The organism is Leclercia sp. UBA5958 (assembly GCF_002430365.1).
GTDB classification, from domain to species: Bacteria; Pseudomonadota; Gammaproteobacteria; order Enterobacterales; family Enterobacteriaceae; genus Enterobacter; species Enterobacter pneumoniae.
Map to the genome: position 1 here is coordinate 600596 of NZ_DJCE01000007.1, position 25892 is coordinate 626487.

General features: G+C 56.6%; 28 protein-coding genes. 20 read left to right on the plus strand and 8 right to left on the minus strand.

Features of this window, described 5'->3' with window-relative positions; all coding sequences use genetic code 11:
- The first annotated feature begins 343 nt into the window (after window positions 1-343).
- The 8 genes from potF (at window position 344) to B2Q93_RS12315 (ending at window position 8420) form a co-directional block, all read left to right on the plus strand.
- Entirely contained in the window at window positions 344-1456 is a 1113-nt protein-coding gene (potF, locus tag B2Q93_RS12280; RefSeq protein WP_040076395.1) for a spermidine/putrescine ABC transporter substrate-binding protein PotF, read from the plus strand.
- 94 nt (window positions 1457-1550) lie between these two features.
- Window positions 1551-2684, plus strand: a complete 1134-nt coding sequence (gene potG, locus B2Q93_RS12285) for a putrescine ABC transporter ATP-binding subunit PotG (protein ID WP_207293326.1) — start codon at window positions 1551-1553, stop codon at window positions 2682-2684.
- Window positions 2685-2693: 9 nt separating this feature from the next.
- Window positions 2694-3644, plus strand: coding sequence for a putrescine ABC transporter permease PotH (potH, locus tag B2Q93_RS12290; protein ID WP_040076393.1), 951 nt, complete (start codon window positions 2694-2696; stop codon window positions 3642-3644).
- Window positions 3641-4486, plus strand: coding sequence for a putrescine ABC transporter permease PotI (potI, locus tag B2Q93_RS12295; protein ID WP_040076392.1), 846 nt, complete (start codon window positions 3641-3643; stop codon window positions 4484-4486). The genes potH and potI overlap by 4 nt, the downstream gene beginning before the upstream one ends.
- Window positions 4487-4543: 57 nt before the next feature.
- Window positions 4544-5032, plus strand: coding sequence for a YbjO family protein (locus B2Q93_RS12300; RefSeq protein WP_040076391.1), 489 nt, complete (start codon window positions 4544-4546; stop codon window positions 5030-5032).
- Between the two features lie 40 nt (window positions 5033-5072).
- A complete protein-coding gene (rlmC, locus tag B2Q93_RS12305) occupies window positions 5073-6203 on the plus strand; it encodes a 23S rRNA (uracil(747)-C(5))-methyltransferase RlmC (RefSeq protein WP_286933238.1) in 1131 nt (376 codons plus the stop codon).
- 70 nt (window positions 6204-6273) lie between these two features.
- Window positions 6274-6966: a response regulator transcription factor gene (locus B2Q93_RS12310; RefSeq protein ID WP_040076389.1), complete on the plus strand. Its 693-nt coding sequence runs from the start codon at window positions 6274-6276 to the stop codon at window positions 6964-6966.
- Complete coding sequence (locus B2Q93_RS12315) at window positions 6963-8420, plus strand: sensor histidine kinase (RefSeq protein WP_233801365.1); 1458 nt, start codon at window positions 6963-6965, stop codon at window positions 8418-8420. The genes B2Q93_RS12310 and B2Q93_RS12315 overlap by 4 nt, the downstream gene beginning before the upstream one ends.
- A gap of 32 nt (window positions 8421-8452) precedes the next feature.
- Here the strand turns inward: B2Q93_RS12315 and artJ are convergent, their stop codons facing one another.
- The 6 genes from artJ to B2Q93_RS12345 all read right to left on the minus strand — a co-directional run bounded on the left by artJ (window position 8453) and on the right by B2Q93_RS12345 (window position 12981).
- Complete coding sequence (artJ, locus tag B2Q93_RS12320) at window positions 8453-9184, minus strand: arginine ABC transporter substrate-binding protein ArtJ (RefSeq protein WP_040076387.1); 732 nt, start codon at window positions 9182-9184, stop codon at window positions 8453-8455.
- Window positions 9185-9355: 171 nt separating this feature from the next.
- Window positions 9356-10024, minus strand: a complete 669-nt coding sequence (gene artM, locus B2Q93_RS12325) for an arginine ABC transporter permease ArtM (protein ID WP_040076386.1) — start codon at window positions 10022-10024, stop codon at window positions 9356-9358.
- Window positions 10024-10740: an arginine ABC transporter permease ArtQ gene (artQ, locus tag B2Q93_RS12330; protein WP_040076385.1), complete on the minus strand. Its 717-nt coding sequence runs from the start codon at window positions 10738-10740 to the stop codon at window positions 10024-10026. Before artQ ends, artM begins: the two co-directional genes overlap by 1 nt.
- Before the next feature lie 6 nt (window positions 10741-10746).
- Window positions 10747-11478, minus strand: coding sequence for an arginine ABC transporter substrate-binding protein ArtI (gene artI / locus B2Q93_RS12335; protein ID WP_040076384.1), 732 nt, complete (start codon window positions 11476-11478; stop codon window positions 10747-10749).
- Between the two features lie 16 nt (window positions 11479-11494).
- A complete protein-coding gene (gene artP, locus B2Q93_RS12340) occupies window positions 11495-12223 on the minus strand; it encodes an arginine ABC transporter ATP-binding protein ArtP (protein WP_040076383.1) in 729 nt (242 codons plus the stop codon).
- Between the two features lie 239 nt (window positions 12224-12462).
- Window positions 12463-12981: a lipoprotein gene (locus tag B2Q93_RS12345; protein ID WP_286933242.1), complete on the minus strand. Its 519-nt coding sequence runs from the start codon at window positions 12979-12981 to the stop codon at window positions 12463-12465.
- Between the two features lie 111 nt (window positions 12982-13092).
- On the opposite strand from B2Q93_RS12345, the gene B2Q93_RS12350 reads away from it, so the two are divergent.
- The 3 genes from B2Q93_RS12350 (at window position 13093) to B2Q93_RS12360 (ending at window position 15157) form a co-directional block, all read left to right on the plus strand.
- Window positions 13093-13413, plus strand: coding sequence for a heavy metal-binding domain-containing protein (locus B2Q93_RS12350; protein ID WP_040078541.1), 321 nt, complete (start codon window positions 13093-13095; stop codon window positions 13411-13413).
- Complete coding sequence (locus tag B2Q93_RS12355) at window positions 13413-14261, plus strand: N-acetylmuramoyl-L-alanine amidase (protein ID WP_040076381.1); 849 nt, start codon at window positions 13413-13415, stop codon at window positions 14259-14261. Before B2Q93_RS12350 ends, B2Q93_RS12355 begins: the two co-directional genes overlap by 1 nt.
- 272 nt (window positions 14262-14533) lie before the next feature.
- Window positions 14534-15157: a helix-turn-helix domain-containing protein gene (locus tag B2Q93_RS12360; protein ID WP_286933424.1), complete on the plus strand. Its 624-nt coding sequence runs from the start codon at window positions 14534-14536 to the stop codon at window positions 15155-15157.
- On the opposite strand, the gene B2Q93_RS12365 is transcribed toward B2Q93_RS12360, so the two are convergent.
- Together B2Q93_RS12365 and B2Q93_RS12370 are read right to left on the minus strand one after the other, a co-directional pair.
- Window positions 15151-15672 (minus strand): hypothetical protein, encoded by a 522-nt coding sequence (locus B2Q93_RS12365; protein WP_286933247.1) that lies wholly within the window; start codon window positions 15670-15672, stop codon window positions 15151-15153. The genes B2Q93_RS12360 and B2Q93_RS12365 overlap by 7 nt on opposite strands.
- A 1-nt stretch (window position 15673) precedes the next feature.
- On the minus strand, window positions 15674-17236 hold the full coding sequence (locus B2Q93_RS12370; RefSeq protein WP_286933250.1) for a peptidoglycan-binding protein: 1563 nt from the start codon (window positions 17234-17236) through the stop codon (window positions 15674-15676).
- Between the two features lie 255 nt (window positions 17237-17491).
- Between B2Q93_RS12370 and gspC the strand changes: the two genes are divergently transcribed.
- Genes gspC through gspK form a run of 9 tightly spaced genes read left to right on the plus strand, consistent with a single transcriptional unit; the run spans window position 17492 to window position 25879 of the window.
- On the plus strand, window positions 17492-18265 hold the full coding sequence (gene gspC, locus B2Q93_RS12375) for a type II secretion system protein GspC (protein WP_286933253.1): 774 nt from the start codon (window positions 17492-17494) through the stop codon (window positions 18263-18265).
- A 13-nt stretch (window positions 18266-18278) separates the two neighbouring features.
- Complete coding sequence (gspD, locus tag B2Q93_RS12380) at window positions 18279-20210, plus strand: type II secretion system secretin GspD (RefSeq protein WP_286933256.1); 1932 nt, start codon at window positions 18279-18281, stop codon at window positions 20208-20210.
- 8 nt (window positions 20211-20218) lie between these two features.
- A complete protein-coding gene (gene gspE, locus B2Q93_RS12385) occupies window positions 20219-21697 on the plus strand; it encodes a type II secretion system ATPase GspE (RefSeq protein WP_286933259.1) in 1479 nt (492 codons plus the stop codon).
- Complete coding sequence (gene gspF, locus B2Q93_RS12390) at window positions 21697-22905, plus strand: type II secretion system inner membrane protein GspF (RefSeq protein ID WP_046886866.1); 1209 nt, start codon at window positions 21697-21699, stop codon at window positions 22903-22905. The genes gspE and gspF overlap by 1 nt, the downstream gene beginning before the upstream one ends.
- 3 nt (window positions 22906-22908) lie before the next feature.
- Window positions 22909-23358 (plus strand): type II secretion system major pseudopilin GspG, encoded by a 450-nt coding sequence (gene gspG, locus B2Q93_RS12395; RefSeq protein WP_046886865.1) that lies wholly within the window; start codon window positions 22909-22911, stop codon window positions 23356-23358.
- On the plus strand, window positions 23358-23843 hold the full coding sequence (gene gspH / locus B2Q93_RS12400; protein WP_046886864.1) for a type II secretion system minor pseudopilin GspH: 486 nt from the start codon (window positions 23358-23360) through the stop codon (window positions 23841-23843). Before gspG ends, gspH begins: the two co-directional genes overlap by 1 nt.
- Complete coding sequence (gene gspI / locus B2Q93_RS12405) at window positions 23836-24216, plus strand: type II secretion system minor pseudopilin GspI (RefSeq protein WP_046886863.1); 381 nt, start codon at window positions 23836-23838, stop codon at window positions 24214-24216. Before gspH ends, gspI begins: the two co-directional genes overlap by 8 nt.
- A complete protein-coding gene (gspJ, locus tag B2Q93_RS12410; RefSeq protein ID WP_046886862.1) occupies window positions 24213-24875 on the plus strand; it encodes a type II secretion system minor pseudopilin GspJ in 663 nt (220 codons plus the stop codon). The genes gspI and gspJ overlap by 4 nt, the downstream gene beginning before the upstream one ends.
- Complete coding sequence (gene gspK / locus B2Q93_RS12415; RefSeq protein WP_046886861.1) at window positions 24872-25879, plus strand: type II secretion system minor pseudopilin GspK; 1008 nt, start codon at window positions 24872-24874, stop codon at window positions 25877-25879. Before gspJ ends, gspK begins: the two co-directional genes overlap by 4 nt.
- The last annotated feature ends 13 nt before the right edge of the window (window positions 25880-25892 follow it).

The window sequence follows — 25892 nt, forward strand, 5'->3', positions numbered from 1 at the left end:
CGCCTGAGTAATACGCAGCCGCCACCAGCGTGGCTGCGTAACGCCATTTTTTCTGCTGCTTTTTCCCCTCATTGATAGCGTTAATCACTTCGTAATGACTCTTTTAGCTTACCCCATAGACATTTACCGCGCGAAAAATTGATAAAAGGCGTTTTTTAATCTGGGCTATAGCCGCAGGAACGAACTACATTTATTCTTGCGAAGCTTTTTTTACTGTGAGCAAACCTGCCACCAGAGTTTTTTCTTCTGATCCCGGCAGAGCGACAAAATATGCATGATTCTTGCATAAGTGAGAATGCACATTTTAAGTTCGTTTTAATGAACTCCTGGAAGGAATAAAGCTATGACCGCCTTAAATAAAAAATGGTTATCGGGTCTGGTTGCGGGGGCCTTGATGGCGATCTCCGCCGGTACGCTCGCCGCGGAACAGAAAACGCTGCATGTTTATAACTGGTCTGACTATATCGCGCCGGACACCGTCGCGAATTTTGAGAAAGAGACCGGTATCAAAGTGGTTTACGACGTTTTCGACTCCAACGAAGTGCTGGAAGGCAAACTGATGGCGGGCAGCACCGGCTTCGACCTGGTGGTACCGTCCGCCAGCTTCCTGGAGCGTCAGCTTAGCGCGGGTGTCTTTCAGCCGCTGGATAAAAGCAAGCTGCCGAACTGGAAAAACCTCGATCCTGAAGTGCTGAAACTGGTCGCAAAACACGATCCGGAGAATAAATACGCCTTCCCGTACCTCTGGGCTACCACCGGTATTGGCTACAACGTGGATAAAGTAAAAGCGGTGCTTGGCAAAGATGTGCCTCTCAACAGCTGGGATCTGGTCCTGAAGCCAGAGAACCTCGAAAAGCTGAAAAGTTGCGGCGTCTCATTCCTGGATGCACCAGAAGAGATTTTTGCCACCGTGCTTAACTACCTGGGCAAAGATCCAAACAGTAGCAAAGCGGATGACTACACCGGTGCGGCGACTGACCTGCTGCTGAAGCTGCGTCCGAATATTCGCTACTTCCACTCCTCACAGTACATTAACGACCTGGCGAACGGCGATATCTGCGTAGCAGTCGGCTGGGCGGGCGACGTCTGGCAGGCGGCTAACCGCGCGAAAGAGGCGAAAAACGGCGTGAATGTCTCTTACTTCATTCCGAAAGAGGGGGCGCTGGCCTTCTTTGACGTCTTTGCGATGCCTGCCGACGCGAAAAATAAAGACGAAGCCTATCAGTTCCTCAATTACCTGATGCGGCCAGAAGTGATTGCCCACATTAGCGATCATGTCTTCTATGCCAACGGCAACAAGGCCTCGGTACCGATGATCAGCGCGGAAGTGCGTGACAATCCGGCTATCTATCCGCCGGCAGATGTCTTTGCCAAGCTCTTCACCCTGAAAGTGCAGGAACCGAAAATCGACCGCGTACGTACCCGTGCGTGGACGAAAGTGAAAAGCGGTAAATAACGTCTGACGTCCTTGCCGGGTAGCCCGTAGCTGCCCGGCCACTGCACGTTGTTAGTGCAGTGGCACTGTTTTAGTTTATGCCGGAGAGCACCCCGTGAACGACGCGACCCCCCGCCCACAGGCGAAAACCCGTAAAGCGCTGACCCCGCTGCTGGAAATCCGTAATCTGACCAAATCTTTCGACGGCCAGCACGCCGTGGATGACGTCAGCCTCACTATCTATAAAGGCGAAATTTTTGCGCTGCTTGGTGCATCGGGCTGCGGCAAGTCGACGCTGTTGCGAATGCTGGCGGGCTTTGAGCAACCCACCGCCGGGCAGATTATGCTCGACGGGGTAGACCTCTCTCAGGTGCCGCCTTATCAGCGTCCAATCAATATGATGTTCCAGTCTTACGCGCTGTTTCCGCATATGACCGTGGAGCAGAACATCGCCTTCGGCCTGAAGCAGGACAAGCTGCCGAAAGCGGAAATCGCCAGCCGCGTGGCGGAGATGCTCAGCCTGGTACACATGCAGGAGTTCGCGAAACGTAAGCCGCATCAGCTGTCGGGTGGGCAACGCCAGCGTGTCGCGCTGGCCCGTAGCCTGGCAAAGCGCCCTAAGCTGCTGCTGCTGGATGAACCCATGGGCGCGCTGGATAAAAAACTGCGCGATCGCATGCAGCTGGAAGTGGTGGATATCCTCGAACGCGTGGGGGCCACCTGCGTCATGGTGACCCACGACCAGGAAGAGGCGATGACCATGGCCGGGCGTATCGCCATCATGAATCGCGGCAAGTTCGTGCAGATTGGCGAGCCGGAAGAGATTTACGAACACCCGACAACCCGCTACAGCGCCGAATTTATCGGCTCGGTTAACGTCTTCGAGGGGCTACTGAAAACCCGCGAAGAAGACGGGCTGGTGATTGATTCGCCCGGGCTGGTCCACCCGCTGAAGGTCGACCCGGATGCCTCGGTCGTGGATAACGTGCCGGTTTACGTGGCCCTGCGCCCGGAAAAAATCATGCTCTGCGATGACGTCCCCGCCGATGGCTACAACTTTGCCGTGGGTGAGGTGGTACATATTGCCTATCTCGGCGATCTGTCGATCTATCACGTGCGCCTGAAGAGCGGACAGATGATCAGCGCCCAGCTGCAAAACGAACACCGTTACCGGAAAGGCCTCCCGACCTGGGGCGATGAAGTTCGCCTCTGCTGGGATGCCGACAGCTGCGTTGTGCTGACGGTATAAGGAGTGGCCATGAGTAAAATTGACTCACCGATGCCCGCGCGCGCTGCGGGCGGGACCCGCTGGCTGACGCGCCTGCAGATGGCGCACGGGCGCAAGCTGGTGATCGCGCTGCCTTATCTGTGGCTGGTTCTGCTGTTTTTACTCCCTTTCCTGATCGTCTTTAAGATCAGCCTCGCCGAGATGGCGCGGGCGATCCCGCCCTATACCGATCTGATGGAGTGGGCAGACGATCAGCTCTCGATCACCCTGAATATCGCCAACTACCTGCAGCTGACGGACGATCCACTCTATTTCGAGGCCTACCTGCAATCGCTGCAGATTGCCGGGGTATCCACCCTCTGCTGTTTACTGCTGGGGTATCCGCTGGCCTGGGCAGTGGCGCACAGCAAGCCCTCGACGCGCAATATCCTGCTGCTGCTGGTCATCCTGCCCTCGTGGACCTCTTTCCTGATCCGCGTGTACGCCTGGATGGGGATCCTGAAGAACAACGGGGTACTGAATAACTTCCTGATGTGGCTTGGGGTCATCGACCAGCCGCTGGTGATCCTGCATACCAATCTCGCGGTCTATATCGGGGTGGTGTATGCCTATCTGCCGTTTATGGTGCTGCCTATCTATACCGCCCTGACGCGCATTGATTACTCGCTGGTGGAAGCCTCGCTGGACTTGGGGGCCCGCCCGCTGAAGACCTTCTTCAGCATTATCGTGCCGCTCACCAAAGGGGGGATCATTGCCGGCTCGATGCTGGTCTTTATCCCGGCCGTGGGAGAGTTCGTGATCCCGGAACTGCTCGGCGGGCCGGACAGCATCATGATTGGCCGCGTACTGTGGCAGGAGTTCTTCAATAACCGCGACTGGCCGGTGGCCTCTGCGGTAGCGATTGTGATGTTACTGCTACTGATCGTGCCGATCATGTGGTTCCACAAACATCAGCAGAAACAGATGGGAGACCACGGATGAACAACTTACCGGTCGTGCGCTCGCCGTGGCGCATCCTGATCCTCATCATCGGCTTTACCTTTTTATATGCGCCGATGCTGATGCTGGTTATCTACTCTTTCAACAGCTCGAAGCTGGTGACGGTGTGGGCGGGCTGGTCGACGCGCTGGTACAGCGAACTCTTCCATGACGACGCCATGATGAGCGCGGTGGGGTTGAGCCTGACGATTGCCGCCTGTGCGGCGACGATGGCGGCCATTCTCGGCACCATTGCGGCGGTGGTAATGGTGCGCTTTGGCCGTTTCCGCGGGGCCAACGGCTTTGCCTTTATGATCACCGCCCCGCTGGTAATGCCTGACGTGATTACCGGCCTGTCGCTGCTGCTGCTGTTTGTGGCCATGGGGCATGCCATTGGCTGGCCTTCGGATCGCGGTATGCTCACCATCTGGCTGGCGCATGTCACCTTCTGCACCGCCTATGTGGCGGTGGTGATCTCATCGCGCCTGCGCGAACTGGATCACTCCATCGAAGAGGCGGCGATGGATCTCGGCGCGACCCCGCTGAAGGTCTTTTTTGTGATTACCTTGCCGATGATCATGCCCGCCGTCGTCTCGGGCTGGCTGCTGGCCTTCACCCTGTCGCTGGATGACCTGGTCATCGCCAGCTTCGTATCAGGCCCGGGCGCCACGACCTTGCCGATGCTGGTCTTCTCCAGCGTGCGTATGGGGGTGAACCCGGAGATCAACGCCCTGGCGACGCTGATTCTGGGCGTGGTAGGTATTGTTGGCCTGATCGCCTGGCTGTTGATGGCAAGGTCTGAAAAACAGCGTGTACGTGATATCCAGCGTGCAAGACGCGGCTGAAGCTCCTAAAATCAGCCAACAAGCTTAACGGGTGCCGCGACAACGCGGCGCCGTTTCATGGAAGACACCACGTTGGGACTGATAAGCAAATCAAGCCATTCACACGCCCGCCTTAACGTTCCTGCCCTGGTGCAGGTGGCGGCGCTCGCCATTATTATGATCCGCTGCCTCGATTTACTGATGATTTTTAATACCCTGGGTCTGCGTGGACTGGGCGATTTTATCCATCGCAGCGTTCAGACCTGGAACTTAACGCTCATCTTCCTCGGCAGCCTGCTGCTGGTCTTTATCGAAATCTTCTGCGCTTTTTCGCTGGTTAAGGGGCGAAACTGGGCGCGGCTGATCTATCTCAGTACCCAGGTGATAGCCACGCTTTACCTGTGGGCGGCCTCGCTGGGCTATGGTTACCCTGAGCTGTTCAGCATTCCGGGGGAGTCCCGGCAGGAGATCTTTAAAACGCTGGTGATGCAGAAACTGCCGGACATGCTGGTGCTGCTGCTGCTGTTTGTGCCCGCCGCCAGCCGACGGTTTTTCCGGCTGCAATAACGTGTATAATCGCTGCCCCCAGACGTATTAAGGTTTCTGTATGCAGTGCGCACTCTATGACGCCGGCCGCTGTCGCTCCTGTCAGTGGATTGAACAGCCGGTCTCGCAACAACTTTCCGCTAAAATGGCCGATCTGCAGACCTTGCTGACAGGGTTGCCCGTCGAAGCGTGGTGCGCACCCGTCAGCGGTCCTGAACAGGGTTTCCGTAATAAAGCCAAAATGGTGGTCAGCGGCAGCGTAGAGAAACCGCTGCTGGGGATGCTGCATCGCGATGGCACACCAGAAGATCTGACCGACTGTCCGCTTTATCCTGCCTCCTTTGCGCCGGTGTTCGCCGCATTGAAGCCCTTTATCGCCCGCGCCGGGCTCACCCCCTACAACGTGGCGCGCAAACGGGGTGAGTTAAAATACCTGTTGTTGACCGAAAGCCAGAAAGACGGCGGCATGATGCTGCGCTTTGTTCTGCGCTCCGTCAGCAAGCTGGAGCAACTGCGTGCGGCTCTGCCGTGGCTGCAGGCGCAGTTACCGCAGCTGAAGGTCATTACCGCCAACATACAGCCGGTGCATATGGCGATTCTGGAAGGGGAGGAGGAGAACTTCCTCACCGAGTCCCAGACGCTGGCCGAAACCTTCAACGGCGTGCCGCTCTGGATCCGCCCGCAGAGTTTCTTCCAGACCAACCCCACCGTAGCGGCCAGCCTCTATGCTACCGCCCGCGACTGGGTGCGGGCTTTACCGGTAAATCACATGTGGGATCTCTTCTGCGGGGTTGGCGGCTTTGGCCTGCACTGCGCCACGCCCGACATGACCCTGACCGGCATTGAGATCTCCCCTGAAGCCATCGCCTGCGCGAAGCAGTCCGCCGCCGAACTGGGGCTGAAGAATCTGCACTTTCAGGCGCTAGACTCCACCCAGTTCGCCACCGGGCAGGGCAGCGTGCCGGAGCTGGTGCTGGTCAACCCGCCGCGTCGCGGCATCGGCAAGGCGCTGTGCGACTACCTCAGCCAGATGGCGCCGGCGTATATCATCTATTCCAGCTGCAACGCCCAGAGCATGGCAAAAGATCTGCACCATCTGCCAGGCTATGCCATTGCCCGCGTGCAGCTTTTCGACATGTTCCCCCATACCGCCCACTACGAAGTGCTGACCCTGCTGGTACGTAAAGTTTAAACAAAATGTGAACTCTTCCGCCGCCGGAAACGGGTAAGCTTGAGTAGTACCAGGAATGAAAGGCTAACCGATGAAACAGATCTTATTGGTGGAAGACGACGGCGATATCGCCGCTTTGCTACGTCTCAATTTAGAAGACGAAGGCTACCAGATTACCCACGAAGCAGACGGTAGCCGCGCGCTGCTGGCTATCGAAGATACGCGCTGGGACGCGGTGATCCTCGACCTGATGCTGCCGGGGGTGGATGGCCTGCAAATCTGCCGTCGCATTCGTCAGATGAGCCATTACCTGCCGGTGATCATTATCAGTGCCCGCAGCAGCGAAACGGAGCGCATTCTGGGTCTGGAGACCGGGGCCGATGATTATCTGGCCAAGCCCTTCTCGGTGCAGGAGCTGGTCGCTCGCGTTCGGGCGCTGTTTCGCAGGCATCAGGCCATGGGACAGCAGCCAGCCGGGCGTATTGAGGCGCACGGCATGACCATTGATCCGCTGGCCCGTAGCGTGACCCTGCATGGCCAGGCGCTGGATCTCACCCCGCGTGAATTCGATCTGCTTTACTTCTTTGCCCGTCATCCGGGTGAGGTGTTCTCCCGGCTGGCCCTCCTGGAACAGGTGTGGGGCTATCAGCACGAAGGCTACGAACATACGGTTAACACCCATATCAACCGCCTGCGCATCAAAATCGAGAAGGATCCCGCCGAGCCGGAGGTGATACGCACCGTCTGGGGCAAGGGCTATAAGTTTATGGGGAGTACATCATGACGCTCACCCGCCGCCTGACGCTGCTATTTGTGTTACTGCTGGTGCTGTGCGCCGCGGTGGCTTGCTCGGTGCAGCTCTGGACCAGCAAGCAGTACGGCAACGCCATGATTCAGCGTCTCTCAGGCGGGCTGGCGCAGCATATTATCCAGCGTGAGCCACTGCTGGATAACCAGGGAAGGGTGGATCGCACCGCGCTGAAACCGCTCTTTGACCGCCTGATGACCTTCAACCCCAGCGTTGAGCTGTATGTCCTCTCGGCGGATGGCGAGATTCTGGCCGATGCTGCTCCGCCGGGGCATATCAAGCGCCAGCGGATAGACATCAACCCGGTGCTGCGCTTTATGGGCGGTGAGATGATGCCGGTTTACGGTGACGACCCGCGCAGCCCGGATCGGCAGAAGGTCTTCAGCGCCGCGCCGCTGCGTCAGAATGGTGAGCTGCGTGGCTATCTCTATATCATTTTACAGGGCGAAGAGCTGAATGCGCTGGCTGAGATGGCCTGGGAAAAAACGCTCTGGCATACGCTTCTCTGGACGCTGTTGCTGGTGGTGCTCTTTGGCTCTCTGGCGGGTGGGCTGGTCTGGTACTGGGTTACTCGCCCGGTGCGGGTCTTAACGCAGGAGGTCAGCTTTCTTGACCAGGACAGTATCCGCGCCATTAAACAGCTGGCCGCCCAGCCGCAGGAAGAAAACCCCGCCAGCGAGGTTGCCTTACTGCGCAACACCTTTATTGAACTGGCTCAGCAGATAGCGTCTCAGTGGGATCGTCTGGCCGACAGCGACCGGCAGCGCCGGGAGTTCACCGCTAATATCTCCCATGATCTACGCACGCCGCTCACCTCGCTGCTGGGTTATCTTGAGACTCTATCGCTGAAAGCCGATTCATTGACGCCAGAAGAGACGAAGCACTACCTGACCATTGCGCTGCGCCAGGGGCAGAAGGTTCGCCACCTTTCGCAGCAGCTGTTTGAACTGGCACGGCTGGAACACGGCAGTATTCGGCCTCAGCGCGAGCGCTTTGCCCCCGGGGAGCTGATCTCTGATGTGGCGCAGAAGTTCGATCTGATCGTGCAGACGCGGCAGCTACGTTTAAAAATTGAGGTGCCGCAGCAGTTACCGATGGTCAACGCCGACCTCTCGATGATTGAGCGCGTGGTGACGAATCTGCTCGATAACGCGGTTCGCCATACGCCACCGGGCGGCGAAATCTGGCTGAAGGTGTGGCAGGAGGGCGAGGCGCTGCAAATGGAGGTGAGCGACAGCGGGCCGGGTATTGATGCCGCGATGCGTGAAGAGCTCTTCCAGCGACCCTCAGCGTTAAAGCCGGAGGCGCGCGAGCATCGCGGCGGGCTGGGATTGTTGATTGTTCGCAGAATGCTGGAGCTACACGGCGGCGGGATCAGGCTGATGGAGGCGGAGCAGGGGGCGCGTTTTCGCTTCTACGTGCCCCTGTAAATAAGGCCGGGGCATGCCCGGCCTGAGAGCCTTTACTGCGGGAACCACTGGTCGCTGATTTTCTGATAGGTGCCGTCAGCTTTGATCGCTTTCAGCGCGCCGTTCAGTTTCTCGAGCAGGGCTTTGTTATCCGGGCGAACCGCAATGCCCAGGCCAGTACCGAAGTACTGTGGATCGGTGACTTTCTCGGTGGCTGTACCCAACTGCGGGTTGGTTTTCAGCCACTCATTCACCACGGCGGTATCGCCGAATACCCCATCGATACGGCCATTTTTCAGGTCGATAATCGCGTTCTGGTAGCTGTCATAAGCCACCGTTTTCACTTCCGGGTGCTTGTCCTGCAGGTACTTCTGGTGCGTCGTACCGTTTTCCATGCCGATGCGTTTGCCTTTCAGCTGCTCGAAGGATTTATAGGTATCTTTCTTCGCAATCACCACCGCCGAGTTGGCATAGTACGGGTCAGTGAAGGAGACCTGCTTGCTACGCTCCGGGGTGATGTCCATACCGGAGATCACGGCGTCATATTTTTTGAATTTCAGTGACGGGATCAGGCTGTCAAAGGCGTGGTTAGTAAAAGTGCAGTCGGCCTGCATTTGCTTACACAGCGCTTTAGCCAGGTCGATATCAAAACCGACGATCTGGTTGCTGGCATCCAGCGATTCGAACGGTGGGTAAGTGGCTGAAACGCCAAAGCTGATTTTATCGGCAGCCGTTGCGCCAGCGGCGAAGGTTGCCAGTAATGCGGCCAGAACTAACTTTTTCATTTTGAAGCTCCCGTCTGTCTATCTTGTCGTTATATACCGTGTCTGCGGCTGGGAGTAACAATGTCAGAAAATGAATTTATATTCAATAAAAATGATTAAATATTTCTTAGGGAATAAAAAAAGACGGGCGGCGATGAGACTTGCCCGTCTTTGTTACTTTGCGTTATGCACTCAGTTGCGGTGTTCGAACGCCAGCGCTTTACGTTCAATCAGGCGCATCATCAGCGTCAGCAGGCCGTTCACAACCAGGTAGATGAGTCCGGCTGCGCCAAATACCATCACGTCATAAGTGCGGCCATAGAGCAGCTGCCCGTGACCCATCACTTCCATCAGGGTAATGGTGTAGGCCAGAGAGGTACTCTTAAAGACCAGCACCACTTCGTTGGAATAGGAGGAGAGGGCGCGCTTAAAGGCGTACGGCAGCAAGATTGCCAGGGTGTCTTTCTTGCTCATCCCCAGCGCACCGCAAGATTGCCACTGGCCTTCCGGAATAGCGCGAATCGCCCCGTAAAACAGCTGGGTGGTGTAGGCTGCGCTATTCAGCGACAGCGCAATCAGCGCACAGAGCCACGGCTCAGAGAGCAGATGCCAGATAACCGGATACTCCTGCAGGGTCGGGAACTGGCCCGGGCCGTAGTAAATCAGGAAGATCTGTACCAGCAGCGGCGTACCGGTAAACAACGTAATATAGCCGCGCACAATCCACACCAGCACCGGCGTTTTTAACGTCAGGACGATGGTGAAGATCAGCGCCAGGATCAGCGCCACAATAATGGAAGCGACCGTTAAGGTCAGGCTGGTGTGCAGCCCTTTCATTAGCTCGGGTAAGTAATCCAGCATCAGCCTGGTCTCCGTTCAAAACGCGTTGCGCGCAGGTCAATACGCTTCAGGATGTACTGACTCAACAACGTGATCACCAGGTAGATGGCCGCCGCCACGATATACCAGGTAAAAGGCTCCTGGGTGCGGGTGGCGATGCTTTTGGTTTGCAACATCAGGTCGTTAACGCTGATCAGGCTGACCAGCGCGGTGTCCTTTAACAGCACCAGCCACTGGTTACCCAGCCCTGGGAGCGCATGGCGCCACATCTGCGGCATTACCAGACGGAAGAAGATGGCGGTTTTCGACATCCCCAGCGCCTGGCCGGATTCCCACTGCCCCTGAGGCACCGCTTTCAGCGCACCGCGCAGGGTCTGCGAAGCGTAGGCGGAGTAGAGCAGGGAGAGGGCAATCACACCGCAGAGGAACGGGCTGACGTCGAAGTTCTCAATCTGCATCTGAATTGGGATCTCGACGATCCCCAGATTGAGGGTAAAGCCGTCAGACAGCGTTAACAGCAGCTGCGACGAGCCAAAGTAGATAAACAGCACCACCAGAATCTCTGGCAGACCGCGCAGTACGGTCACCAGCCCGGAGCCAATCCATGCGACGGGACGCCATTTCGCTGACTCCCATACCGCAAAGATCATCGCCAGCACCAGGCCGATGAGCAGCGCACAAACGGCAAGGCCGACGGTCATCCCGGCGGCGCTTGCTAATGGAAACATTTCGTTCATCAGATCTTACTTCTGGAACCATTTTTTGTAGATGGTATCGTACGTGCCATCTTTCTTCACTTTTTCCAGCGCAGTATTAAATTTCTGCTGCAGCTCGGTGTTGCCCTGACGTACCGCGATACCCAGACCGGTACCGAAGTAGGCTTTGTCGGTCACGTTCTCGCCAACCGCCGCCAGCTTATCGTTCGTTTTCAGCCACTCGGTCACGACCGCGTTATCACCGAAGACGGCATCAATACGCCCATTCTGCAGATCCAGTTTGGCGTTCTGGTAGCTGTCGTACGCCACGGTGGTGATTTCCGGGTGTTTGTCAGTGATGTATTTCTGGTGCGTAGTGCCGTTCTGTACGCCCACTTTCTTGCCTTTCAGCTGATCAACAGAGGTGTATTTTCCCTTCTGACCAATAAACAGCGCGGCGTTGTCATAATATGGGGTTGAGAACAGAACCTGTTTTTCGCGCTCAGGGGTGATATCCATCCCCGCCATGACCGCATCAATGCGGCGGAATTTCAGGCTCGGGATCAGGCTGTCGAACGCCTGGTTCGTGAAAGTACAGGTCGCGTCCATCTCTTTACACAGCGCATTGGCCAGGTCTACGTCAAAGCCAACAATCTTGTTGTTCGCATCTACCGCTTCAAACGGAGGGTAAGAGGCTTCTGTCGCAAAACGAATGGTCTGAGCCGCGGCAGCGGAGAGGCTTACGCTTGCAAGCAGGGCGGCAATCACTAGTTTTTTCATTATCGTTCTCTCGATGTTAGTGAGACAGGTAGTTTCTGAAGGCGTCGGTCTGCGGCTCGGCAAAGCAGCGCGCATCCCCTTGCTCGACGATGTGACCGTTTTCCATATAGACCACGCGGCTGGCGGTTTTACGCGCCACTTCCACTTCGTGCGTCACGATCACCTGAGTAATATTGGTTTCCGCCAGTTCACGGATGATGCTCACAATCTGGGCGGTGATTTCCGGATCCAGCGCGGCGGTCGGCTCATCAAACAGCAGCACCTGAGGCTCCATCATCAGCGCGCGCGCAATGGCCACACGCTGCTGCTGGCCACCCGAAAGGTGCAGCGGATAGCGATCGCTGTAAGGCTTCAGGCGCAGGCGCTCGAGGAGTTTTTCCGCTCGGGCTAACGCCTGCTCTTTGGTCAGGCCCAGCACGCGGCAGGGGGCTTCAATCAGGTTTTGCTGTACGGTGAGGTGCGGCCAAAGATTATATTGCTGGAAGACCATGCCGACATTTTGACGTAAATCGCGGATCGCTTTGTCCGACGGTGCCTTCGCGAAATCAAAGTGATTGCCGGCAATATCCAGGGTGCCTGAACGTGGCATTTCAAGCAGATTCAGCACGCGAAGCAGCGAGCTTTTACCCGCGCCGCTTGGGCCAAGCAGAACCAGCGTTTCGCCTTCTGGACAGTTCAGCGTGATATCGAACAGCGCCTGGTGTGCGCCGTAAAAGCAGTTAATGCCATTTAGTTGAATACTCATCGGGGCAGTCTTTACTCATCCAGGCAATCTATAGCAATTGAGGCCGCAGATAGTACCGTTGACAGAATAGTTATGCAATATTTATGCGTTAAAAGTTAAATATAAACCGTATTCAGTAGTAAACATAGCACAAAATAGCGAGAGGTCAGGGGGGTGAGAATAAATGTCGGCATTCCAGATGAAATGCCAGACATTTTACGGGGGTTAACGCTTTCCCGGGGCGCGGATAACCTGCTTTATTAGCGGTTTTCGATGGACTGGCGTAGCGTACCGGCAGAGGCGTGAACGCTGCCGCCCAGATAGCGCACATCATCAACGGCCCAGCACTGACCCTCGCGGATCATCAGCACTTCATCCTGCCAGGTCTGGCTACCCTGCATCAGTTTCACCCGCAGCGGAATATTGCGCGCGTCAGTATTCGGAATGGTCGACGCGCTTTCCACCACGGCGCTATCCGGCAGGGTGCTCTGGCTGGAGAACGGATCGGATTTCAGCAGCGCGCTGTGCTGCGGGTCACGGCTGGCCTCGTTCAGCTGTTGCGCCAGCCGATCGCTCAGATATGGGCGCAGGGCGGTAACATCATTACGGCGGGTCGAGATGCGGGTGTCATAAAATTGTTGAGCGACGGCATCCGGGCCGCCTTCAATGCAGGGGCCGCTGCGGGTGCCAATATCCTTGAAAGCCGGTGTCACCGGCGTGGTGCAGGCGCTGAGCAGCAGCGCGCACGGCACTAAAAGCGTCATAGCGGAGTAGCGCATGTTCATTTCCTTTTGGCTAATAATTAACTCACCTTTCAATGATAGCGTAACGATCCGATAATGGTTTTGATCTTATACGCTTAGGCACAGAATGCGACGAGGATGAAACTGATGAAATATTCAACGACCCCAACCCTGGAAGGACAGCCGATCACCGAGTACTGCGGCGTGGTAACCGGCGAAGCTATTCTTGGCGCGAATATATTTCGCGACTTTTTTGCCGGCATTCGCGATATCGTCGGCGGTCGCTCGGGCGCTTATGAGTCAGAGCTCCGCAAAGCGCGGGAAATTGCGTTTAAAGAGCTGGGCGAGCAGGCGAAGGCGCTGGGGGCCGATGCGGTGGTGGGCATCGACATCGATTACGAAACCGTCGGTAAAGACAGCAGCATGCTGATGGTGAGCGTGAGCGGCACCGCGGTGAAAACCCGCTGATGCGGCGCGCAATTGCACTCGGCGTGCTGGCTTTACTGCTGGCAGGATGCAGCAGTAAAGAGAAGAAGGACGCCGGGCAGGTTATCGTCGATAAAGGCGCCTATGAGCTGGACGTCAGCCGCCAGGCCCAGGCGGCTTATCCCCGTATCAAGGTGCTGGTGATCCACTATACCGCCGACGATTTTGACCGCTCGCTCACCACGCTTACCGGCAAAGACGTCAGCTCGCACTACTTAATTCCGGCTATCCCCACCCTGCATAACGGCAAACCGCGTATCTCCCAACTGGTACCCGAGCGCGATCTCGCCTGGCATGCGGGGGTCAGTTTCTGGCGCGGGGCCACGCGCATTAACGACACCTCTATTGGCATCGAGCTGGAAAACCGCGGCTGGCAGAAAAGCGGCGGCGAAAAGTTCTTCACCCCGTTTGAGCCCACGCAGATCGCCGCCCTGGTTCCGCTGGCGAAAGCCATTATCGCCCGCTATGACATCAAACCGCAGAACGTGGTGGCGCATTCGGATATCGCTCCGCAGCGAAAGGTCGATCCGGGGCCGCTCTTTCCCTGGCAGGCGTTGGCTGCACAGGGAATTGGTGCCTGGCCGGATGCTCACCGGGTAGCGTTTTATCTGAACGGGCATTCCCCTCATGAACCCGTGCAGGCAAGGCAGCTTCTCGATCTGCTGGCCCGCTACGGCTACGAAAATGCCGTTAACGCCACGCCGGCGCAGCAGAAGAGGGTGATTATGGCCTTTCAGATGCACTTCCGCCCCCGGCTGTGGAACGGCTTTGCCGACCGCGAAACCATGGCTATTGCCGAAGCATTGCTGGAGAAATACGGACAGGGGTAATACTTTGGTATTACCCCAAACAGCATGATTCGTTTATTTTATTTGAGATTCATCTTAAGTGAATTGTAGATTCATTTTTAGTTAATTGACTTAAAAATCACTAGGTTTAATATGACTGCATAGCTTGCTAAGCAATGCCAGAAGAAAATCAATTATTTTCATTTTCCGTCAGGATGACACTTATCATTTAATTCAGGTTAAATTTATCTGAACCCACAATGATTTTATTTTTGTGGGCTATTGAAAACTTCAAATACCTTAGAGACAAAAAAATGTTAAGTATCTATGCAAGTAATTTGCGTCCTCAGCCTGAGGTCGATGCTATTGTGTCTGCAACAGCGTCTTTTCCTGAGCGTAATATAAAAAAGTGGCAGAAAATTCCTCTCTACGGCTCGGACTACGTCCATGTGCTGCACAGCGGTGAAATTGAATTACGCCGCACCTCGGACGATCTGAGCATGTTTACCATCAGGAAACAGCTTATTCTGGGCATTAGCGCTATGTTTTATAACAGTGAACATACCTATGCCATCGCACGAACCAATGCCGTGATTTGTTCAATTAAAAAAGAGGACTTTATTCAGCTTATCACCGAAAAGAATCTCTGGCCGCAATTAACCAAAGTGCTTTCCTGGTATATTTGTGCCATGGGTAAACGTGACGATATTCTCATCGCCCGCAGCGCTTATTCTGTTGTGCGTGAATTTTTACTCGAGATCCATGAGCTGATGGTTAACCATAACCGTGATATTAACATCTACGATTATATTCAGGAATATACCAACCTCGCCCGTAGTACCATCATTAAAATTCTCTCCGACCTGAAAAAAGGTCACTATATCGTGGTTGAAAAAGGCAAATTAGTCTCTTTAAACTCTTTGCCGGAGCGCTATTGAGTCTCCTTCGTGACCTCATCACCGCTTTCATCGGGTGGTGAGGGAACCTTTCCTTGTGCATAGTCCCGTTCCTGCTCTTTCAAAGCCATCATAAAGCGTTCTTTTAACGACGTATCATTACTCACTTCTTCTGCTCCCGGTAACGGTTGGGTTGAAAGATCGCCGTCGGGCGCCTGCTGCCAGTTGGCCTCGTTATCGACAACGGGCGACGCCATCTGCAGCGGCGGCAAGGTTACGGGTTTCGGTTCCGGGAAGGGCTTCGAAATGTATACATAGTGCATCGCCGAAGGGCGGGCCTCGGGCTGAACCACCTTCGCCGGTTTTGGCGCCGGGGCCGGATGGCGAGCCTGCCAGAACATATGCGCATAAAGCCCGGCGATGACCAGCGCGCAGAGCCAGAATGCACCGCCCATCAGGCGGGTGAAGACCTGCCGGGGAGAAGGCAGCCGCCAGGAGAAGTAAACCGGTTCCTGGGTGTAATAGCTGCGCTGGGCAGCCAGACAAATCGTGGACATCTTACCGTTTTCCTTGTACTGACGCGGTGCTGACCGGCGTCAGGATCGCCGGGGTACTGTTATTTACGCGCATTAACGCCATCAACGTCTGTTCACCGGCGAGGCCATCCACACGCAGCGCCGTCTGGCTCTGGAATGCGCGGGTACGCGCTGCCAGCGCAGCGGTCCAGGTTGTGGCATGGGTTTTCGGCTCATGCAGCGCTTCGCTGAGCTGGTCATCAAGCCAGCGCATCTCCTGCGAATCGCTGCTGGCGCCGATACGCTCTTTGCCCTCCGGCGTCAGGCGATGCAGCAGGGTATAGTTCCCGGTGGCATGCTGGGTATACCAGTTGCGGCTGACTTGCCAGGTGCGGTTATTCATCAGCAGATCGAGGGAATCTTTCCCGGCCCGGACCACGACCGCATAGTTCATATGGTTGCCGCTGTTCAACTCGCCGATCCAGGGATAGCCCTCTCTTTCAAGGTCGGCGAGCGTGGCGTGGCCCTGTTTACAGGCCAGATTGACGCGGCCAGCGCTTTCGCAGCGATTCTCATCCGTGGATGCGTCATACCCCCAGACGGTATAGAGCTGGTGCAGGGCATCCGGCTGGTTCACCACTTCATTATTAATATCAGGCAGCGCCGGCGCGACCGGGGCAGGGGTATGCAGAGTCCAGCGTGCAGGCACCGACAGCTGAAGCGGGAGCTTCGCGTGAATGGCGGCGGTAAAATGCCAGCCGCAGGCGGCGAACAGCACGGAGGCAAACAGCCCCACCATTGCGTTACGCCGGGTATTGCGCTGGCGCGGCAGCAATTCCCCCGCGGCCAGGCGCAGGTGGCGTGCACCCACCTGCGGCGCGCGCTCTGTCCAGCTGGCGAGCAACGCCAACTGCGCCAGGGCGTTCAGTTTGCCAACGGATCCTTTGGTCAGGGCGTGCATACGGCGGATCCGGGCGGGAACAAAAGGCGAGGTCTCAGCCCCATGATGCGTCACTTGGGCCTGCACATAGCCAATGAATTCGCGGCAGGTGAGAGGACGCAGCGTATGACAGGTATGCAGACGCGATCCCAGAGCTGACGCCTGGCGCGCCCGCGCCTCTTGCTCGGGCGTACCGGTAATGACAATGCTCAGTGGGAAGGCTCTCTCCTGGGCACGGGTCAGCAACATGCCCAGAACCTCCCAGCCGCCTTCACGCAGGGCCTGTACGGCGCTGATGGCCAGCACCATGCCCTTTTTGCCGCAGGCGGGGAAGGTGTCGAGCCAGAGGCTCAGAATGGCATCGATAGCCTGCAGGCGATTTTTGTCCTCTTTTGCCTTCGGGTTTAGCTTATAGAGAAGCGCACTGGCGTTCAGCTTTGGAAACGCATCGAGGGTCACCATCGCTCTCTTCTGCGCCTGCAGCTCGGCAATAAAGGCGCCGAGCAGCGCATCGTCGTCAGAAAAGAGTCCCACCACGCCGGGCGCACAGCTTTTCTCATCCAGCAAACCAAACACATCCTGGTGATAGGGCACCAGGAACTCACCTGGCGCGCGGGTCACCGTCCGGAATGGCTGGCCCGTGAATTTGAAATGACTCAGATACATAACGACTCACCGAATAATGGCATTAATAAGGAATAGCGGCTGAAAATAAGGCAGGGGGCGGACGTAAGCAAAATATTCAGCGGAGAAAAATAACCACGCTTTGTCGCTAACATCTGGCTATTTTCGGGTCAACAGATTTCTCAATTAAAGTTAATAGCGAACCCGGTGGAGGTACGCGCAAGCGATATTTACTATTGCCGCCATTGGTACAGCGGCATGCTGTTATTTTTCTGCATATTAAAAGGCCCGTTAAAAATGAGGATGCAGCGTTTTTCCGGACTCTTCACCCCCGTCATCATGTTTATGGTGCTGCTCTTTAGCGGGCATCAGGGTTATGTCGTGCTCAAAAACTACAAAAAGGCCAGCGATAACATGAGTGAAGCGGAACAAACGCCCGTCTCTTCTCCGGTCCAGCGTAGCGTATTTACCCTCTTTCAGCCGGCCGTGCAGCAACGGGCTGAGCAGGCGATCGTCAAACAACCCTTAAATGTGGAAGTGGAAGGCATCATCAGTAGCGATGAGTCCTGGCTGTCGTTTGCCATGGTGAAAACCCCTTCCGGCGTGCAGAGTTATCGGGAGGGGGAGAGCCTGGTGGGGTTTAACGACGCGTGGATTGAAGAGATCAATACCGACAACATAGTCGTCAGTTATCAGGGGGTTGAGCAGAAGCTGGCCCTCAAGCGCCCCGACTACTTTAAAGGGGAGACAGGCACGAAGCCGCTGCCTCGTCCGGCTACCGACGCTGGGCTGGAGAATATCCATCTGAACGATGTTCTGGTTCTGAAACCCTATATCGACCACGGCCAACTCGAAGGCTATCAAATAAAGCCCAGAAATGCCTCCAGCTGGTTCCACGACGTGGGGCTGCAAAAAGGGGATGTGGTCGTAAAAATCAATTCCGTTGATATGACGAAAGAAGAACAGGCGAAAAATATGCTCGCCAGCTGGTCGAAATTAAGAGAGGCCAACGTGGTGGTTAAACGTCACGCTCACCTCGAAAATATTCGGGTTAATGTTGTAAACAATTAACAAGTGTAAAGAGATGAAGAAATTTCCCCGGGCGTGTATTGCATTGACCGTCGCGTCACTCTATTCCGGTTCGTTGCTGGCCGCTAATTTTAGCGCCAGTTTTAAAAATACCGATATTCGCGAATTTATCGATACGGTCAGCCGTAATCTGAATAAAACGATTCTGGTCGATCCGTCCGTGCAGGGTACGGTGTCAGTTCGCACCTATAACGTGCTGACGGAAGACGAATATTACCAGTTCTTCCTGAGCGTGCTGGATCTCTACGGTCTGTCGGTGATTCCCATGGACAACGGGATGGTGAAAGTGGTGCGTTCAAACGTTGCCCGTACCGCAGGTGCGCCGCTGGCGGACAGCAAAAACCCCGGCAAGGGGGATGAGATCATCACCCGGGTTGTACGCATGGAGAATGTCCCGGTTCGCGAACTGGCGCCGCTGTTGCGCCAGTTGAACGATGCCACCGGCGTCGGCAACGTGGTGCATTTCGAACCCTCTAACGTGCTGCTGCTGACCGGAAGAGCCTCGGTGGTCAATCGGCTGGTGGACCTGGTGCAGCGCGTGGATAAAGAGGGCGTGCAGCGCCGCGAAATTGTGCCGCTGCGGTATGCCTCTGCCAGGGAGCTATCGGATATGTTGAACAACCTCAATAACGAAGAGCAAAAAGGGCAGAACGCGCCGCAGCTCGCCACCAAAGTGGTGGCCGATGATGAGACCAACAGTCTGGTGATCAGCGGGTCGGAAGATGCGCGGGCGCGTACCCGTGCGCTGGTGGGGCAGCTGGATCGTGAGCAGAATAACGAGGGCAACACCCGCGTCTTCTATCTGAAATATGCCAACGCCGCGAAGGTGGTGCCGGTGTTGACCGGCATTGGCGAGCAGCTGAAAGACAAAGCCAGTACGGCGAAAGTGAAAACCACCAGCAGCGCTAACGAGCTGAATATCACCGCTGACGAAGCGACGAATTCGCTGGTGATCACCGCCCAGCCTAACGTCATGAATTCCCTTGAGAAGGTCATCGATAAGCTCGATATCCGCCGGCCTCAGGTGCTGGTGGAGGCCATCATTGCCGAAGTTCAGGACGGAAACGGTCTGGATCTCGGCGTGCAGTGGACCGGCAAGCATGGCGGCGTACAGTTTGGTTCGACCGGGCTGCCTATCAGTCAGATCAAGAACGGCACGATGAAGGGGGCCTCCTTCACCGGGCTGGCGACCGGCTTCTTTAACGGTGATTTCGGCGCCCTGATGACGGCTCTCTCCACCGGCTCCAAAAACGACATCCTCTCCACGCCGAGCGTGGTGACGCTGGATAACAAAGAGGCCTCGTTCAACGTGGGTCAGGATGTGCCGGTACTGGCCGGTTCCCAGACCACCAGCGGCGATAACGTCTTTAACTCCGTCGAGCGTAAAACGGTGGGCACCAAGCTGAAAATCGTGCCGCAGATTAACGATGGCGACATGATCCATCTGAAGATTGAGCAGGAAGTCTCCAGCGTAGATGCCAACTCCACCGAAGACGCCAGCCTTGGCCCCACCTTCAACACCCGAACCATCAATAACGAAGTGATGGTGCACAGTGGGCAGACGGTGGTACTCGGCGGCCTGATGGAGAATGTCACCAAAGAGACCGTCTCTAAGGTGCCGCTGCTGGGGGATATTCCGCTGGTGGGCCAGCTGTTCCGCTACACCTCGGAAGATACGTCGAAGCGCAATCTGATGGTGTTTATCCATACCACCGTGCTGCGCGACGACGATAACTACAGCGCCGCATCGAAGGAGAAATACGACCAGATCCGCGCCCGTCAGCAGCAGCGGATGGAAGAGAAAAAGCTGGGGATCGTTTCTAACGTGGATAATCCGGTGATGCCAGCGTACCCGTCTGCGTCTGCCGCAAGCGCCGCCCCAGGCAGCACACACGCCGCCACGTCACATAACCCCTTTAAAGAGTGAGGGGCAACGTGGACGAATTGACCCAATTTCTCTGCAGCAGCAGCTACGCAAAAGAGAACGGCGTGCTCTATTACCAGGATGAGGTGTATATCCGTGACGATGCCCCGGCCTTTGCGCTGCTGGAGATGCGCCGGGTACTAAGGCGCGCTTACGATCCCGCCATCCTGACGGCTGAGGCCTTTGAAGAGCTGCTGGCCAAAATCTGGCAGCAGAGCAGCGGCGTCTCGCAACAGTTGGTTGACGATATGGACGCCGACATCGATCTGATGGCTTTAACCGAGGAGATCCCCGACAACGAGGATCTGCTGGATAACGACGAAAACTCGCCGGTGATCCGCCTGATCAACGCCATTCTCGGCGAGGCGGTGAAAGAGGGCGCCTCGGATATTCATATCGAAACTTTTGAACGTACGCTGAGCATCCGCTTTCGCGTGGACGGCGTGCTGCGCCCGGTGTTGCAACCGGCGCGCAAGCTTGCGCCCCTGCTGGTGTCGCGTATTAAAGTCATGTCCAGACTGGACATTGCGGAGAAACGCCTGCCGCAGGATGGCCGTATCTCCCTGCGCATTGGCCGTAAGGCGATTGACGTGCGTGTCTCGACCATTCCGTCACAGTACGGCGAGCGGGTGGTGATGCGCTTGCTGGATAAAAGCAACCTGAAGCCGGATATCAACAAGCTCGGGCTGATTGATGAGGAGCTGGAAAAGTTAAAGGGGCTGATTGACCGCCCGCACGGCATTATCCTGGTCACCGGGCCGACAGGCTCCGGGAAAAGCACCACGCTGTACGCCATCCTGTCGGCGCTGAACGGCCACGAACGCAATATTCTGACCGTCGAAGATCCGATCGAATATGAGCTGGAGGGGGTAGGGCAGACGCAGGTGAACCCGCGCGTGGAGATGACCTTTGCCCGCGGCCTGCGTGCGATCCTGCGTCAGGACCCGGACGTGGTGATGATCGGGGAAATTCGCGACGGCGAAACCGCGCAAATTGCGGTACAGGCCTCCCTCACCGGTCACCTGGTAATGTCGACGCTGCATACCAACAGCGCGGCAGGCGCCATTACGCGTCTGCGTGATATGGGGCTGGAATCCTTTTTGATTGGCTCATCGTTGCTCGGAGTCATTGCCCAGCGTCTGGTGCGGCGGCTCTGTACTCACTGCCGGACCACCAGCCCGCTGGATGCCAATGAAAAGGCGCTGTTCAGCTTTATGGCGACGCCGCCCAGGGCAATTTATCGCGCGGTAGGCTGTGAACATTGCCGCCAGAGCGGCTATCAGGGGCGGGCGGGGGTCCATGAATTCCTGGTGGTGGACACCGCCATGCGCCGGGCTATCCACGAAGATAAAGATGAAATGTCCCTCGAAACCCAGCTGTTTAAAGAGGCGTATAGCCTGCGTGAAAACGGCTTGCTGAAGGTGATAAGCGGCATTACCTCGCTGGAAGAGGTCATGCGCGTCACCGCCGAACGTGGAGGGGACGAATAATGGCTTTCTACGCCTGGACGGCGACCAACGCGGCGGGCAAAACCCAGCGCGGTACGATGCAGGCTGAGGGGCAAAAGCAGGTTCGCCAGTGGCTGCGGGAACAAAAGTTGCTGCCCGTAAGCATCAGCGAAACGCATCAGACCGCCGCCAGTGGGAAAGCAAAGACCGGGGCAAAACTCTCTACGCCGGTGCTGTCGATGTTTACCCGCCAGCTCTCTACGCTGGTCAACGCCGCGCTGCCGCTGGAGAGTGCGCTGAAGGCCATTTCGAAACAGACGGAAGATAAAAAGCTGGCGTCGATGGTGGTAGAGATCCGCGAGAAGGTGGTGGAGGGGCATACCCTCTTCGACGCCTTTAGCCAGTTCCCGCGCACCTTCGACAAGCTCTACTGCACCCTGGTGATGGCCGGTGAAAAGACGGGCCATCTGGGGGATGTGCTGGAAAAGCTGGCGGAGTATAACGAGCAGCGCCAGAAGATGAAGAGCAAGCTGACGCAGGCGATGGTCTATCCCATCACCCTGACGGTGGTGGCTGTTGCGGTAATCAGCATTCTGCTGGTAGCGGTGGTGCCGCAGGTGATTGAACAGTTTACCCATATGAAGCAGCAACTGCCGCTTACGACCCGTACGTTGATTGCGGTCAGCGATTTTCTGCAGGCCTGGGGAATCTACATAGCGGGCGCGCTCGGCGGGGGGATAATCGGCTTTAAGAGTTGGGTCCGCAATAGTAAAAATCGCTTTCGCTACCACAGCTGGCTGGTAAACCGCTCGCCGATTAAAAAGCTGGTGTGCGCCATCAACAGCGCCCGCTATATCCGCACGCTGAGTATCCTGCAGGCCAGTAGCGTGCCGCTGCTGGAGGGGATGTACATTGCGATGGACGGTATCGAAAACCTCTACGCGCGCCGGGTGCTTGAGCAGGCGGCCGATACCGTACGGCAGGGGGCAACCCTCTATGCCGCCCTGGAACAGGCGAAATTATTTCCGCCCACCATGCTTTATATGATCGCCTCCGGCGAAGAGAGCGGGGAATTAGGCAACTTAATGGATCGCGCGGCAGAAAATCAGGAGTCGGCCTTACAGCACCGAATTACCTTAACGCTGTCGGTATTTGAACCGGCGCTGGTGGTGAGTATGGCGACCATTGTTTTATTCATTGTGCTGTCAATATTACAACCGCTTCTGCAACTTAATAACATGGTAGGTTAATAAATGGCTATGAAACGTAAAAACCTGGCTCGCCAGGCGGGCTTCACGTTGCTCGAATTAATGGTGGTAATTGTTATTCTCGGCGTACTGGCGAGTATGGTGGTGCCCAATTTAATGGGGAATAAAGAAAAAGCCGACGCGCAAAAGGCAACCAGCGATATTGTCGCCCTCGAAGGCTCGCTGGATATGTATAAGCTGGATAACCACCGCTACCCCACCACAGAACAGGGGCTGCAGGCGCTGGTTACCAAACCTGAAATTGCGCCAATTCCAAACGGTTACCGCGCGGGGGGCTATATCCGCCGCCTGCCGCAGGATCCCTGGGGCAGTGATTATCTGATGGTTAGCCCCGGAGAACACGGCGCGATCGATCTCTTTTCGGCAGGACCAGATGGCGAAGCGAATACCGCCGATGACATCACCAACTGGTCTCTCGATAAAAAAGAGAAATAATGAAAAACCAACGCGGCTTTACGTTGCTGGAAATTATTCTGGCGCTGGTGATATTCGCCAGCTGCGCCATGATGGTGGTATCAACAATACCGTCACGCAGCGGCGCCGATATATTTGGCCAGCAATTAAAAGCCGTTGTTGATTATGGATCGGATCGCGCAGTGATGGACGGAAATATCGTTGGGTTAGTTATTACCGCCGAGAAATATCAGCTGGTCACGCTCGAAGATAAAAATGGCGAACACCTGTGGGCGCCCTTATCCGCGGGCCGTATTACGACTCAGGGCGAGTTTCCGCCAGCGATGCACGTCTCGCTCTCCCCCCAGCGGCTGGCCGCCACCACGGACGCCGAGCCGCAGATTGTCTTTCTGCCGGACGGTGAAATCAGCCGCTTCACGCTGGCGCTGCAAAGCGAAGATAAAACGCATGCGTTCCGGGTGGTATCGCAGGGCGCTGCCCCGGTATCGGTTGAAAACGATGAGTAACGGTACAGCAAAGCAGCAGGGGATGACCCTGCTGGAGGTGATGGTCGCGCTGGTGATCTTCTCCACGGCCGCGCTGGCGCTGATGAACTCTGTCACCCTGAACGTGCGCTTTACCCATGGCCTGGCCAATACGCTGCAGGCCAGTTGGGTGGCGGAAAACCAGCTGGCGGAAGCGCAGCTGGAGAAAACCGCGTTTCCTGACGCCGAAGCGCAGGGCAGCGAGATCATGGGGGGCCGCAGCTGGACCTGGCGCAAACAGCGGGTCAAAACGGCGAAAGAGGGCTGGGCCAGTGACATTCGCGTATATGCGGAGGGCGACGAAAGCCAGCCGGTGATTGCCCTGCACATCATTCCTCCAGGAGAGCTGAAGTGAAACCTATGCAGCGCCAGCGCGGCTTTACGTTGCTGGAGATCATGATTGCGCTAACGATCTTTGCGGTGATCAGCACGCTCGCCTGGCAGATTCTGGACGGGGCGATGCGCACCAGCTCGGCCACCGATGCCAGCGCAGCAAAACTGAACCAGCTACAGCGTGCCTGGAGCCTGCTGGAGCGCGACTTCTTCCAGCTGCAGGCGCGCGCGCCGCGTAATGAACCGGGGCGCTTTCGGGAAGAAGAAAATGCCCTTGAGCTGACCACCCTGAGCGGCGTGAGCGGCTCGGTACAGCTGGAGCGCGTGCGCTGGCGGCTGGAAGAGGGGCGGCTGTATCGCGATGTCTGGCCGGCGATCGACAGCCCGGCCGGCGTCGAACCGGACGAGGTGCCCATTGTCAGCGACGTGAAATCCCTGCAGTGGCGCTTTTATCGCGACGGATGGTTAAAAAGCTGGAGCGACAGCGATCATCAGCCCGACGGCGTGGAGTTGACGCTGACCATGAACAATGGCGAAAGCTGGCGCTGGGTTTTCACTACCCCGGGCGATCGGCCGGAAGTAGCGGAGGCGCCGAAACAGCAAGAGCAGCCAGCGCCAGGATCGTTAACGCCGCCGCCTCCGGAGGCGACGCCCTCTCCTGACAAGGGAGCACAGCCATGAGGCAATTAGCGAAGCAGCGGGGCGTGGCCCTGCTGGTGGTCTTGATCCTGCTGGTGATGATGTCGGCGCTGGCGGCAAAAATGAGCCAGCAGTTTTGCCGCAACCTGCAAAAAACGCACTATCAGGTGAGTCAGCAGCAGCTGCGCTGGGCGATGCAGGCCCAGGAGAAAGAGGTGAAAACACGCCTGCAGGTGGATGCGAGCGGCGAAAGTAAACCGCTTGATCCCGAGGGGGAGTGGCACCATCCGCTCCAGACGCGGGGGGAAGATTACACGGTCACCGGCCAGGTTGAGGACGCGCAAGACTGTTTTAACGTCAATAACCTGCTCGCAGACGCGCCGGCGGCGGGGCAACCGGCGGGGGCACTGCCAGAAAAATCCCGGGCTGAGCAGAGCATGGAACAACTGTTAACTGACGGCGGCATCGGCCAGCACCAGGCGGAAGAGATTTACACCCAACTGATGGATTATCTCGATGGGGACAGCACCACCGTCAAAGGGGGGGCGGAGATCGATGCCTGGGCGGGCCTACAACCGGCCCGCCAGCCAGCGAACCAGATGATGACCAACATTGCGGAGATCAAACTTTTACCGGCATTCCCTGCCGCCGCCTGGCCAAAGGTGAGCAAACTGCTTTGCGCATTGCCGGACAGCGCCAGCAAGGTGGATGTGAATACGCTTCGGCCCGATCGGGCCGCGGTTCTGGCCGCACTGTTTCCCGGCAAGTTAACCGCCGATGACGCCGCGCGGGTGATCGCTGCCCGTCCCGAGGCGGGGTGGGAAAGTGGTGAAGCTTTCAGCCAGGCGCTGGAGCAACTTTTCCCGCAGTTAAAAGACGATCTGCCGCAGGTTGCCCAGCAGATCGCCGTAAATAGCCGCTATTTTCGCGTGAATTATACCGGCAATACCGACGCCCTGACGCTCAGAGTGGTGAGCCAGCTTCAGGTTAACCCTGAAGCGGGCGAGATTGTGACATGGCAGCGTCGTTACCGAATGATTGAATAACCAAAGTTGAACG